This is a genomic window from Marinicrinis sediminis (genome assembly GCF_042685085.1).
Lineage (GTDB): Bacteria > Bacillota > Bacilli > Paenibacillales > KCTC-33676 > Marinicrinis > Marinicrinis sediminis.
On record NZ_JBHUMM010000017.1, the window covers coordinates 20,032 to 34,012 of the forward strand.

The following is a 13,981-nucleotide window of genomic DNA, read 5'->3' on the forward strand; positions in this document are numbered from 1 at the left end:
TAGCGCGGTTAGAGCTGCGTTTAGCATAAACAAAGGAGCGAACACATCATGCCTGTTCAAATGACTTCCCTGATAGACAACTGGTCCTTCAAAGCGAGCGATGAATCGACATGGCATCCGGCCCAGGTACCAGGTTGTGTACATACGGATTTATGGAACAACCAACTCATTGATGATCCGTTCTATGGCACCCATGAACAGAAACTGCAATGGATTGACAAGAAAGACTGGGAATACCGAACGACCTTTGAAGTGGCGGCACATATCCTGTCTCAGCCGCACATTGAACTGACCTTCGACGGTCTGGATACGTATGCCGATGTGTGGCTGAACGAGCAGCATATCCTATCTGCCGACAACATGTTCCGTACCTGGACGATAGACGTGAAGACCTTGCTCAAGCCTGCCGACAACATACTGAAAATCCGGTTCCGGTCTCCCATTCTGGAGGACCTGCCGAAGCTTGCACAGCTCGGGTATGCCCTGCCTGCGATTAACGATGACAGTGAAACAGGAGAGCTGGGAGATCAAAAAGTGAGTGTATTTGCCCGCAAAGCGCCTTATCACTACGGATGGGACTGGGGCCCCCGCTTCGTGACTAGCGGCATCTGGAAGCCGGTCCGCCTGACAGCCTGGTCGGAGGCGAGAATTACAGACCTGTACCTCCACCAGCAGGAAGTGACCGCAGATGCAGCGAAGTTTGTGGCCCATATTGAACTGGAGACCGACCAGGCGATCACAGGCAAATGGCAGCTTGAAACAGACGGATATACATGGGAGCAGGCGGTTTCCCTTTCTCCTGGCATACATGCCATTCAGATGGAAGCCGAGATTCCCAACCCGAAGCTGTGGTGGAGTCGCGGACTGGGAGAACCGCACCTGTATCAAGTCAAGGCCTCCTTACAGCGTGACGGTCAGATTCTCGCGGATCGGACCATTCGCACGGGCCTGCGCTCCATCCGCCTCGTACGGGACAGAGACGATGCAGGAAGCACCTTTCATTTTGAATTGAACGGCATTCCGGTCTTCGCCAAGGGCGCGAACCATATTCCCAATGACAGCTTCATTACCGCCTGCACGGCAGATCGATACCGGCATGAAATTCAAACCGCCGCGGCATCGAACATGAATATGCTTCGCGTATGGGGAGGCGGGGTGTATGAATATGATGTCTTCTACGATCTCTGTGATGAATACGGCATTTTGATCTGGCAGGATTTCATGTTTGCCTGCAGTATGTACCCGGGAGATGAGGCCTTCCTTAACAATGTGCGGATCGAGGCAGAGCAAAATGTGAAAAGGCTGCGTCATCACCCCTCTATTGCGGTCTGGTGCGGCAACAACGAGATGGATACAGCTTGGTCTGCCTATGACCCGAATGCCGGCTGGGGATGGAAGGAGCAATATGAGCCAGTCATTCGCGATCAGATCTGGCGCGACTATGAACGAATTTTCCACGAGCTGCTGCCCGAAACGGTGGCACGGCTCACACCAGATATCGATTACTGGCCCTCTTCTCCCATGCGTGAGCAAACAGGCGACCAGCAGCAACACAGTCACTATGCCTCTGCCGAAGGAGACATCCACTATTGGGGCGTGTGGCATGGCATCGAGCCGATTGAGAACTACAACCGCTATGTCGGTCGCTTCATGAGTGAGTATGGCTTTCAGTCATTCCCGGAAATGAAAACGGTTCGCACCTATGCCGAAGAAAGCGATCTGCAGCTTGAATCTGAAGTCATGCTGGCCCATCAGAAGAACAAACGCGGCAACATGCTTATCAAGGAATACATGGACCTCTATCTGCCAAAACCAAAGGACTTCGCTTCCTTTTTGTATATGAGTCAAATTCTGCAGGCGATGGCCGTCAAGGAAGCGATGGAAGCCCATCGCCGTCATAAGCCGCACTGTATGGGCACCTTGTACTGGCAGCTCAATGATTGCTGGCCGGTCGCTTCCTGGGCGAGCATGGATTATGACGGTCGCTGGAAAGCATTGCAGTATGGAGCGAAATCCGCCTATCAGGATGTCATGCTTAGCTTCGACGCCTCAAATACAAGCCAGTTGCACCTCTATGTGGTAACGGATTTACTTGCGCAAGTAGAAGGCAAGCTGATGCTCACCCTTTATGACGCGGAGGGTCGTCTTTTGCGAGAAGAGCAACAAACCATCCTGGGCGCTGCCAATACGTCAACGCGAATTGCAAACCTTGATCCCTTGGCATGGCTGGAGGAACATGATCCAACCTCTACCGTTCTCGTGGCCACCCTGATGATCGATGGGCAGGTCGTGGATCAAAAGATGCACCATTTCGTGCCAATCCCACAAAGCAATTTGAAAGCCCCTGAGCTCCAGCTAGAGGTCGTTGCAGGAAGTGGAGGAAGCTCTTTCACCATCACGAGCAGTCATCTGGCTCGACATGTCTGGTTGACAGCAGAGGAAGAAGGGATGTTCTCTGACAACGATTTCGATCTGTTGCCAGGCAAGCCCAAAACCATTCACTTCTATGGCCGGAACATTCAGCAGCAACAATTCCAGCCTGCACAACCTGGACGAGTGGAAGCTACGTCCATAGCAGACTACATGGCCTAAGCCATACTCGCACACCAAACAAAAGGATGCCGTCCGGTCTCACCCGTTCGGCATCCTTTTGCTGTCTGTCCCTATTCGGTTAACGCTACCTGCTTTGTTGCTGCTGTTTGTTTCTGCTTTGTTGCTGCTGTTTTGTTGCTGCTGCTTATTGGCTGATTTGTAGTTGCTTGATGACTGATTGTTGGCTAATTAATAACTGATTGATGGACTCCCTGTCACTCCCAAGTTTACTGCTTGTGTTTCCAGGTCAGGTACTATTCTTCGCGGCATCGCGAATTTTCTCCTGGATCGTCTTCGAACTGACCGTTCAAGCGCTGACCATGGATGAACCCATCTGTGCCTGATACATTTGATAATACTTCCCTTTATGCTGCATAAGCTGCTCGTGATTGCCCTGCTCGACAATATGACCGCGATCCAAAATGAGAATCTGATCGGCATTTTTAATCGTGGAGAGGCGATGGGCAATGATGAAGGTCGTTCGTCCCTTTTTCAGCACCTCGAGTCCTGCTTGAATAATCGATTCCGTTTCTGTATCAATATTCGAGGTCGCTTCATCCAGAATGAGAATCGCGGGATTGAACGCCAGCGCTCTGGCAAAGGAAATCAACTGGCGCTGCCCGGCCGACAGTGTGCTGCCCTTCTCAATGACTGGCTCGTCAATACCTTTCACCAGATTGGAGAGCAGTCGATCCGCTCCTACATCCTTCAGTGCCTGCTCCACCTGTTCCCGGGTAATCGAAGGATCGTTCAGCGAGACGTTGGAAGCAATCGTGCCTGTAAACAGGAACGGATCCTGGAGGACAATTCCCATATGCTCGCGCATCATTTGCCGCGGCATATCTCGGACATCCCTGCCATCAATCGTGATCTTGCCCTCATTCACATCATAGAAACGAAACAGCAAATTCATGATGGAGCTTTTTCCTGATCCCGTATGCCCGACCAATGCCACGGTCTCACCCTGCTTGGCTTCAAAATCGATATCCTTCAATACATATTCTCCCTCATCGTAGCCAAACGACACGTGCTCGAATTTCACATTCCCCTGATATCGCGGCATTTTCTGATCGGATACCGGCTCCCCGGCTTCATCCAGCAGGACGAATACGCGCTCTGCCGATACAATTGCCGTCTCCAGATTCGGAAGCTGGTTCACGATATTCACGATCGGCTGGAACAGGCGGTTGAGATAATCGACGAAGGCGTACAGCACACCCAGTGAAATCGCGCTGGTCGGGTCCGAAATGGATACCCCGCCGAAATACCAGATCACTGCGATGAAGGCAATGTTCCGAATGACGCCTACCAGATTATGTCCCGTGAGGGCATTGAGGCTAAGCAGCTTGTTCCGATAGTGGTAATGCTGCTCGTTAATAGTCTCAAATTCCTGCTCAATCTGCTTCTCTCTGCGGAATGCCTTGATGATCGACATCCCTTGAATCGATTCGTTGATCATGGCGTTAATGTCGCTCAGTATGGAACGAATACGCTGATTGTAATACTTGGCGTACTTGCGGTACACCCATATCCACACGATAAGAATCGGAATGATGACTAACATGATCAGCGCAAGCTGTACATTCAACAGGAACAGCGCGGTAAAAATACCGAGCATGTAAATGATGCCCGTGAAAAAGTTCGCCAGTACGGTTACGTACAGTTCTCGGATGGATTCCGTATCATTGGTGACCCGGGATACCACCTTGCCCGCAGGCAAATTGTCAAAATAGCGAATTGGCAAACGGTGAATATGATCAAATACGTCCGTTCGCATTTTACGAATGATTCGATTGGCGGTGGCCTGCAGAATGTATCGCTGCCCGTAACTGAAGAAAGCAGATATAATCAGCAGGGCAAAGTAAAAGGCACTTAATTTCAATACGCCCTGAATCTCCGGCTGGAAAAACGGATACAGCTCTTCATCACTTAATTTCTGTCCGGTGTAAAGGGTTTCTTCCTCTCCCTTTTTCACCGCAATCTGACCGTTGTCGGTCAATCGTCGTGCCCCTTCATCCGGGACGGGTGCAGGCACAAAATAATAATCCTTCCCGACTTGTACGACGCTGACTTCTCGTCCCCTGTCTTCATTTTCGTCGGCTTCAAAATGATCTTCACGCTTGTAGCGGCTTCCCTGGAATGCAACCGAATAGGAATCCGTTGCTTCGGTCTCATACCATGGCTTTTCAATGCCGGAAATATGCTCGTCAATCATCTGCTTGGCGATAAATGGACCGGCGAGGTCTGTGCCGACGGCCAGCGCCAGCATCAGCAGAGCCAGAAGCAGCTGCTTCTTGAAGTGCAAGGCATAGCGGAACAGTCGCTTGCCTGCCTTAATGTTCGCCCTTGCCTCGCGATCAAGCTCCAGGTTCAGCTCTTCCTGTTCAATGTTCATGCTCACGTTTCATCCCTACTCTCTGCAGCCTGATCCTCCAACAGCTGGCGATCAAACTGTGCTTTATACCATCCCTTATGTTGCAGGAGTTGTTCATGCGTCCCCTGCTCCTTGATTTCTCCGTTATCCAAGACCAGTATCCAGTCAGCGTGCTGCACCGCCGACAGGCGATGGGTCGTAATGAAAGTCGTCTTGCCTTCGCGGGCGCGTCGAATATTTGCTATGATCTCCGCTTCCGTTCTCGCATCTACCGCAGACAAGGCATCATCCAGCATCAGAATTTCCGGTTCGGCTACCAATGCCCGTGCAATGGAAACCCGCTGCTTTTGTCCACCGGACAAGGCAACACCCTTCTCTCCCACCAGCGTATTCAGTCCTTTTGGCAGGAAGTTCAGATCCTTCTCGAAGGCCGAATCGCGAAGCGCCTGCTCAAACTGTTCTGCATAATGGGCATGGCTTCTGTGCCCGAAGGCAATATTGCGTTCCACCGTGCGCGAAAACAAGAACTGTTCTTGCGGAACGTAGCCGTACCAGCGCTTCAACTGATCCATATCAATCTGTTCAATCGGAACACCTGAAATGCGAATCGAGCCCTCTCCTGCCGGGTACTCCCTCAGCAGCTGCCGGATCAAGGTCGTCTTCCCGCTACCCGTCCGCCCTACAATCCCGATCGTCTGTCCCTGCTTCACTGAAAAAGAGACGTCCTTCAGATTGTCGGCAGAGGAAGAAGGATAACGGAAGGTCACGTCGCGAAATTCAATGCGATCCGGCTTCTCTACCTTCACCACATCGGTTGCTTCCGGCACATCCGGCGCATAATTTAACGTTTCATTCACCCGATCCATGGAAGCATTACCCCGCTGCATCACGTTAATGAGTTCGGCAATGGCAAACATCGGCCAGATCAGCATCCCGAGGTATACGTTGAAAGACACGAGACCGCCAATGGTCAGCTCATTGTGAAATACGAGGTACGCGCCGTAACCAAGCCCGATCAAATAGCTGGCACCCACCAACAGCTTGATCGTCGGTTCGAACAGTGCGTCAATGCGCACCACCGAGATGTTTTTATCCAGTACGTCCTGGGTCACATCCGAAAATTGCTTTTCCATCGCGCGTTCTTGCACGTAAGCACGAATGACGCGAATGCCTGAAATCGTCTCCAGCACGCCGTCATTCATATCCCCGAAGGCATCCTGCGCTTTCGTAAACCGCTCATGAATCCATTTCCCATACAAATTGACCAGCACGGTCATAATCGGAAGCGGCAAAATGGCGGCCAGTGTCAGCTTCCAGGATACTACCGTGGTCATGACCACGAGCAAGGTCGCCATCCATACCGTAGAATCGATCAGGGTCAGCACCCCGAATCCGACGGTATTGGACACAGCCTGCAAGTCATTCGTCGAGCGGGCCATCAGATCACCTGTGCGGTTGCGCTCGTAAAACGTCGGCGTCAGCTTCAGGAAATGCTTCATCAGCATCGATCTCATCAGACGCTCTACGAGGAAAGAACCTCCGAACAGCCGATAGATCCAGACAAAGGTAAGGATATACGAGAAGACCGTAATACCTGCCAGAATGAGAAGCGTCTCGGTAATCCGTCCCCAGGTCATAAATCCGGTCTGAATATCATCAATGGAACGACCGATCAGATAAGGCGGAACAATCTCCACCAGACCTGCCAGAATGAGCAGGGCAACCGCGACTGAATACCGTTTCCACTCTAGTCTGAAAAACCAGTTTAATTTTTGTAATACAGCTAACATGGCGTTATCTCCTCTCTAAAAGAAACAAAAAAACATCGCTCGCAAGCGATGCACAGAAATGAAAAAAGAGCGCAAGCCACGAGGATGCGTGACCTACGCTCTAGTATGTATGAGTTTCATACGATATGACAAAACAATAGCCCTATGTCATGTCTACCAGAGAGGTCACATATGATGTTGTTTGTTGTTGTTGCTGTTGTGGTTGTTGAATCATAAAAATGTAGTTAATCATCATGTGACGCTCCTTTCTTATCATCGTATGTCAGATTGACATTGTTTAACTTACCATAGATGGGAAATCCCAGTCAAGCCTAATTTGCAACACAACGCCATTTTTCGTCTTCGTCTTGCGCGGGTTCTATGCTATACCTATGCAGGCAAGGAACGCTTGATGCCCCTATTTTGACAGAGACAGGCTGTTTCAGTAGCCTTTTTCATGTTTATAGAGTGGCATGTGCGTCTTTTATTACACCCTTCAGGAGACTCGCTTTTCCATGCTTGTCCATTGATTTTCCATCAGAGATGAGATATATTAAACCTATTATGTTTAAGTTCTTAAACATTTAAACTAATTGAAATGAATGTAGTGAGAGAGGACGGAGGAGGAGCACAACGATGAATCAAACGACCCTAAAACCGATTCCGGAACGATCCGAGCATCAGGTTTCTCAACTTGTCGCCCGACAAAAAGACTATTTCAACCAGCAACATACCAAATCGATCGCCTTTCGCATCACCCAATTGCAGCGTCTGAAGCATGGCATCAAACAGTATGAACAGAAAATCATCCAGGCGCTGCATCAAGATCTGCATAAATCGGAATTTGAAGCGTATACCACCGAAATTGGCATTCTCTATGAAGAGATCAATTTCACCCTCAAGCATCTGAAGAAATGGGCACGTCCCAAGCGGGTCAAAACGTCCCTCACCCATATTGGTTCCAAGGGGAAGGTCATCCCGGAGCCGTACGGCACTGTCCTGATTATCGCACCCTGGAATTATCCGTTTCAGTTGGCGCTCTCGCCCCTTGTGGGCGCGATTGCGGCTGGTAATACGGCGATTGTTAAACCATCAGAGCTGACCCCGCACATATCGCACATCATGACAGAACTGCTGTCAGAACTGTATCCGGAAACGTATATCGCCGTCATCGAAGGCGGGGTGCAGACCAGTCAGCATTTGCTTAGTCAAGATGTGGACTATATTTTCTTCACGGGCAGTGTCGGTGTAGGGAAGCTGGTGATGGAAGCAGCGTCCAGGCGGCTTACCCCGGTTACCCTGGAGCTCGGTGGCAAAAGTCCCTGCATCGTCCATGAAGATGCAGACATCGAACTCGCTGCCAAACGAATCGTCTTCGGTAAATTCACAAACGCCGGACAAACCTGCATCGCGCCAGACTACTTGTTCGTCCATCACACGATCAAAGATCGACTGATTGCCGCCATGAAGGACGTGCTGCATACGTTTTATGGCGAGCATCCGCTACAGCATCCAGACTACGGGAAGATCGTCAATGAACGTCATTTCAATCGTCTTGCCGCTTATGTGAAGGACGGAGCCCCCATTCTGGGAGGGGAAATGGATCGATCCACACTGAAAATGGAACCAACACTGCTCGATCAGGTGACATGGGATCAACCTGTCATGCAAGAAGAAATTTTCGGACCTGTCTTCCCGGTCCTCACCTATGAACGGATCGAAGATGTCGTAACGGCCGTCAATGCCAGACCCAAGCCCCTCGCCCTTTATTTATTTACGACTTCCTCCGCGGTAGAGGAAACCATCACCGATCGTATTTCGTTCGGCGGCGGGTGCATCAACGATACGCTCATGCATATTGCCACTCCGCATCTACCCTTTGGGGGAGTGGGAGAAAGCGGAATCGGAAGCTACCACGGCGAGAGCAGCTTCGAAACATTCTCCCATTACAAGAGCATGCTCAGGCAAACGAACAAATTTGATTTTTCATTCCGCTATCCTTCCGCCAAGCATGGATTAAAGATCATACGCTGGTTGCTCAAGTAAATACAAGCCTAACAGACCGCTAGCGCCTCTGCTCTGCGGTCTGTTTGCGTATGGGTCCGGATGTTCCGCCCATGCGATGCCGTGCATAGACCAGCGCCATGAGCAGCATCCCTGTCAGATCCGTCCATAAGGAGGCATGAAGAAGCAGCAGCGCACTCGCTAGAACCAGCAGTCGTTCCAGACGATACAACGGACGCAGCATATAATTTTGAATAAAGGTCGTAAAGGCGATGATTCCGACCATAGCCGTACAGATCGCCCAGGCGGTCACATACCACGATGCGTCCGGCACCTGCAACAGCAAATGAGGATTCAGCGCGAAGGCAAAGGGCAGCAGCAGCGCACCCGCATCGTACTTGAAGCCTTGCAGCCCCGTCTGAACCGGCTCAGATTTGGCAATGCCTGCTGCCGCATAGGCCGGAAGATTGATCGGAGGCGTATCATCGGCCAAAATGCCATAATAAAATACGAACAGATGGGCGGCCATCAATGACAGACCAATCTCCACCAGCGGCGGTGCCATCACCGCGGACAGCACGATATAGGTGGCTGTGGTCGGCAGTCCCATTCCAAGGATCATGGAAGCCACCATGGCAAACAGCAGCACCGGATAAATCGGGTCAATGCCAAGGAAGAGATCGGCCTGGGACAGGCTCAGAATGACATTGGACAGATTGGAGCCCAGACCGGTCATCGTCACGACCCCTGTCAAAATACCTGCGGCCGCACAGGCAATTGCTACGCCAATCGCATTGCGCGCACCCAGTTCAAGCGCAGCCAGACCTTCCATAAACCCGAACTGCATCGGTTCCCGGTTCCGTAGCTTTCTGCGTACGACATACGCAGACATCGCCACCAGCAGACAGACCAGTCCCGCTGTCGTATACTCCATCGGCAGATTGAACCAGACATGACACCCATACGCAAGCGCTACAACAATCAGGGCCAGCCCAAACCCCGCTCCCCCGCGCCGCTCCATCGACGAGACGAACCAGGCAAGCAGCACGATCATGACAATGGCGATGTAGGCAGCCTTGGTGGGGGTAAAGCTCTGTGACAAATAATAGATTAAACCGATAATCGGGAGAAATAGAAAGCCTTTATTGCTCAACACTTGCCTGAGCGGACTCAGCTCGCTTTTCGGCAGTCCCTGAATATTTCGCTTCAGCGCTTCAATATGCACCATAACCAGAATCGCCAGATAAGCCAAAATCGAAGGGATGATCGCCGACTTGGCAATGTCCCAATATGGAATCCCTGTCGTCTCTGCCATAATAAACGCAGCCGCACCCATGACTGGCGGCAGCAGCTGTCCGCTGGACGAAGCCGCCACCTCGATTCCGCCGGCTGTCCTGGAAGCAAATCCAACCTTTTTCATCAGCGGAATGGTAAACGTTCCGGTGGTGACGACGTTGGCGACAGAACTTCCCGAGATTGAGCCCATCATCCCGCTGCCGACCACAGCGGCCTTTGCAGGACCGCCGCGAAATGAGCCCAGCAGAGACAGCGCAAAGTGAATGAACATGCGGCCAGCTCCCGTTACCTCAAAAAAAGCACCGAATAAAATAAAGATAAATACATAGGTCGAGGACACATAGATCGGCATGCCGAAGATGCCGTTATCTGTGTTCAATTTCGTCAGCAAATCCTGCCACTCATAGCCGGCATGAATGATGGAGGTAGGAATCAGGTGGACAGAAAAGGGAACCGTCCGATAGCCGATCAGGGCATAAGCCATAAAGACAAGCACCAGGATCACGAGCGGCAGCCCCAATACCCTTCTCGTTGCCTCCAGCACCAGCATGACGATGATCAGGGCGATGACAATGTCCATCCCAGTCGGGTCTCCGGAACGGGAAGCCATTTCCTTGAAATGGGTCAGCATATACCATCCCGCCAGGCAGGCCAGCAAGGTAAGGAGCAGATCATACCAGGGAATGAAGGTTTGTCCGCTGCCTCGCTTATACGGGTAGATGAGATAGGTCAGGATGAGAGCCAGCAGGAGATGAACCAGCCCCTGTTCCGGGATGACACCGAATCCGGCTGTCCATATATGGAACACCGACATGCCGAGGGCAATGAGAACGACCAGCTTTGCCATGTACCCCGACAGTTGCCGATCCGATCCCTCCAGTTCATCGATCTTCTGTTGAAGCTTTGCCATATCCGCCGCTTCATAGCTTTTGGCTTTCCAACCGTTAAACATAACTTTCCTCCTCTCTCCACGCTTTTTTCTCCACCCTTTCTGTACACCAGACACCGCTTGCATGTCATTCGGATGAATCGATCATCCATGAGACCTAACCGCCACTCGTGTCTTACGTGGTGACCAGCTCGTTAATTCTCATCCAGCCCTGCCCATATCTGATGTGACTCACTTCGATCTCGTTGGTTTGTATGGAACAGAGGAGGTCACCATCTCTTCCAGCGGGGGACGAAAATCGTTTCAATCCGCAGCAGCCGGTCTGCATGCTCATCTGATAAATGCAGCGTATATGTATCGATGTGGAGGGTATGTTCGCTGAAGCTGGCCGCCTGCATATAGATGACTTCAAACGGTTTTTCCAAATCCGTAATGAGGTAATATCCATCAACTAGACGGCCCTTTCCCTCTCCCGCATCGGATGCAATACCGGCTCCGAAGGAACAGTTCCAGCTTTCCATCAGCACCATGCGTCCCTCCGCGTTAATCGAATACCGCTCGGTAATGGGGCATTTCTCCACAGAATGGAGGTATGTATGGGACCACCCGCTTTGGGCATGGACCTCAGATTGCCATATGAGCTGTGCGGACTGCTCATCGACAATTCGCAGCACCATCCGCTTCTCGATTGGGTCACTGACGACCATCCCTCCGACAACCAGGAGGAGCAACCCTGCCAACACCCATCGATCCCTGCTGAACGGAGCCGGAGAGAGAAAAAGAGCCCTGCCCTTCAGCAGCGCTCTCCTTCCTCCTGTTGCTTCCTTCACTTCTGAACGCCTTGTTCCTCAAAATATTTCTCAACACCTGCGTGAAGCTCGATCGGCATTCCTTCCCGGGCCGTTTCCAGTGAGATGACTGATCCCTTCTGATGCGCCTTCGCAAGCTCCGACAAGTTCTCATAGAATACCTCTGCCAAGTCGTAGGCCACGTCCTCATCCACCTCGCTGCTGATGACCAGCATTGCGCTGACCGCCACGGTCTGTGCATCTTCATCCAGTCCATAGGTGTCCTTCGGGATCGTATAATCCACATAGAATGGATATTGATCCTTCAGCGCCTGCGCCGTATCGGCCGGAATGGATACCAGCCTCACCTCATGCGTTGCACCCAGTTCCTGCACTGCTCCCGTTGGTGTTCCCGCTGTGATGAAGGCAGCATCCAGATTCTGATCCTTCAGCTTCTGCGCGGCATCTCCAAAGGACAAAAACTCCTCATCAATGTCCTCATACGTCAGACCTGCTGCTTCCAGCACCTGACGCGCATTCGCCTCGGCTCCGCTCGCTGCCTTGCCGACCGCCACCCGTTTGCCCCGCAAGTCTGCCAGATTGCTAATTCCGGTATCTGCGGTCGTAATGACCTGAATCACTTCCGGGTACAGAATGCCAAAGCCTCTCAGCTTGTCAGATGACTTGCCTTCAAACATCTCTGTTCCCGTCGCGGCATAATACGTAATATCATTCTGTACAAAAGCCAGGTCATACTGACCATCTTCAATGCCGTTTATGTTGGCGACAGAAGCATCGGTCGAGACGGCGTTCGCCTTGACGTTGTCTCCCTTGTCAGTGAAAATTTTGGCCGTCGCCACACCCAGGGGATAATACGTACCACTTTGTCCCCCTGTCCCCAGTGTCAGAAGGGTCTCACCTTTTCCGCAGCCCGCTGCCATCAGTGTCAAGATGACGATGAGCAGCCCGATCCAACCTTGTTTGATCCTCTTCATCCCTCTACCCCTCTCTTTTTTAATGAACTTTGCGTTTCCAGTGATCGTCTTCATATATATGAGCGAACAAAATGATACATGCCATATCCACCAAATTTTGTTCGCATTTAGCGCCTGACATCTTATTTTATTGAATATTTTACTTATGAATATGAGTTTGGTTCTTTTTTACTATTTATCCACTTATATATTTGATATATAGTTACTGTAGATGTGAAGAGCTCTTACATCAATCAATTTAGGAGGTAATATATAAATAAAAAAAAGATATTTGTATTGGTTGTGTTTATTTTCATCTTAATCTGCGTCTCAGCTTCGGCTGCTGGGGGAAGTGGAGGATTTATTGAACCCCATTATTGCGATCCCCAACAAAACCACTATGTTTTTGGGAAAGCCTATATTTATGATGATTCTGCTGGTACAAATACCTATGAAACTCGAGCTTATTTAGAATGGAAAAAAGATGGCATACTTATTGGGACAAAATTTGCTAAAGATACTTCCTTTCCTTTTCAAGCAAATGCTGTAACTGAAACGTGTACTCATCCGGCTTTTGGACATAGTTATATAATGAATTATAATACAATAGCTGAAGTAGCTGGTCCTGGACCTGATTGGGGGGCTAGTGGAGTTAAATACTGGTAAAAATTAAATTTAGGAGGAATATTATGAAAAAATGGACTTATGGTTCGTTCTTTTTCTTAGTCCTGATCATTTGCCTATCCATCGGAACGGCTGGTATTCTGGCAGATGATTCACCCAACAAAGAGATAACAAAAGAGCAATTCCTGCAACCAGGTTCTCATGTGACGCATCATCCACCAGTGGCAGAGCTGCAAAAGCCTGAAGTTACAGAAATGCTGAACGAAGCATGGACCTATGCCAAAAGCAGAATGAAACAATCCAAAAAACTTTCAATTGAAGATTGGGCTACGATTGACTACGGAGACATCGATATTGCCTTTACCAATGAACTGACGAGGGAAGAAGCGTTTTCCTTCACCCAGGCGGTGTATCATGAAGAGCGCATCAACAACCGACAATATGGCGATACTTCTGAGGCCATCCTGCTCGCTCCTGAAAAGGATGAGGCTTACCTAATCTGGAAGCGCAAAAATCATAATGTAGTTTACCTTCATCTCGTCTCTACAGCGCAAGCAGATGGCACTCGCACATGGGATGTGAACGGAAAAGCGGTTGAAATTGATGCCTCTCCCGTTCCATAAAAAAATGCCCCTGCTCTCATCCTGAGCAGGGGCATTTCATTTTCATGA

The 13,981-nt window shown here is 50.4% G+C and carries 9 protein-coding genes; 4 read left to right on the forward strand and 5 right to left on the reverse strand.

What is annotated here, in order from left to right:
- The first annotated feature begins 48 nt into the window (after positions 1-48).
- Entirely contained in the window at positions 49-2,592 is a 2,544-nt protein-coding gene (locus ACFSUC_RS09680; protein WP_379929353.1) for a beta-mannosidase, read from the forward strand.
- Positions 2,593-2,899: 307 nt separating this feature from the next.
- On the opposite strand, the gene ACFSUC_RS09685 is transcribed toward ACFSUC_RS09680, so the two are convergent.
- Positions 2,900-4,987: an ABC transporter ATP-binding protein gene (locus tag ACFSUC_RS09685; protein WP_379929354.1), complete on the reverse strand. Its 2,088-nt coding sequence runs from the start codon at positions 4,985-4,987 to the stop codon at positions 2,900-2,902.
- Between the two features lie 2 nt (positions 4,988-4,989).
- Entirely contained in the window at positions 4,990-6,756 is a 1,767-nt protein-coding gene (locus ACFSUC_RS09690) for an ABC transporter ATP-binding protein (protein ID WP_379929355.1), read from the reverse strand.
- 615 nt (positions 6,757-7,371) lie between these two features.
- On the opposite strand from ACFSUC_RS09690, the gene ACFSUC_RS09695 reads away from it, so the two are divergent.
- Positions 7,372-8,781 carry an aldehyde dehydrogenase gene (locus ACFSUC_RS09695; RefSeq protein ID WP_379929356.1) on the forward strand — a complete coding sequence of 470 codons (1,410 nt, stop codon included), beginning with the start codon at positions 7,372-7,374 and terminating at the stop codon, positions 8,779-8,781.
- A gap of 19 nt (positions 8,782-8,800) precedes the next feature.
- On the opposite strand, the gene ACFSUC_RS09700 is transcribed toward ACFSUC_RS09695, so the two are convergent.
- From ACFSUC_RS09700 to ACFSUC_RS09710, 3 genes are all read right to left on the reverse strand, one after another.
- Complete coding sequence (locus ACFSUC_RS09700) at positions 8,801-10,987, reverse strand: TRAP transporter permease (protein WP_379929357.1); 2,187 nt, start codon at positions 10,985-10,987, stop codon at positions 8,801-8,803.
- 206 nt (positions 10,988-11,193) lie between these two features.
- Positions 11,194-11,754 carry a DUF1850 domain-containing protein gene (locus ACFSUC_RS09705; RefSeq protein WP_379929358.1) on the reverse strand — a complete coding sequence of 187 codons (561 nt, stop codon included), beginning with the start codon at positions 11,752-11,754 and terminating at the stop codon, positions 11,194-11,196.
- The gene (locus ACFSUC_RS09710; RefSeq protein ID WP_379929359.1) at positions 11,751-12,707 is read right to left on the reverse strand and encodes a TAXI family TRAP transporter solute-binding subunit; all 957 of its coding nucleotides are present in this window, start codon (positions 12,705-12,707) and stop codon (positions 11,751-11,753) included. The genes ACFSUC_RS09705 and ACFSUC_RS09710 overlap by 4 nt, the downstream gene beginning before the upstream one ends.
- Before the next feature lie 276 nt (positions 12,708-12,983).
- Here ACFSUC_RS09710 and ACFSUC_RS09715 point away from each other — a divergent pair, with 276 nt between their 5' ends.
- Positions 12,984-13,352, forward strand: coding sequence for a hypothetical protein (locus tag ACFSUC_RS09715; RefSeq protein WP_379929360.1), 369 nt, complete (start codon positions 12,984-12,986; stop codon positions 13,350-13,352).
- Between the two features lie 23 nt (positions 13,353-13,375).
- Positions 13,376-13,933 carry a hypothetical protein gene (locus ACFSUC_RS09720; RefSeq protein WP_379929361.1) on the forward strand — a complete coding sequence of 186 codons (558 nt, stop codon included), beginning with the start codon at positions 13,376-13,378 and terminating at the stop codon, positions 13,931-13,933.
- Positions 13,934-13,981: the final 48 nt, after the last annotated feature.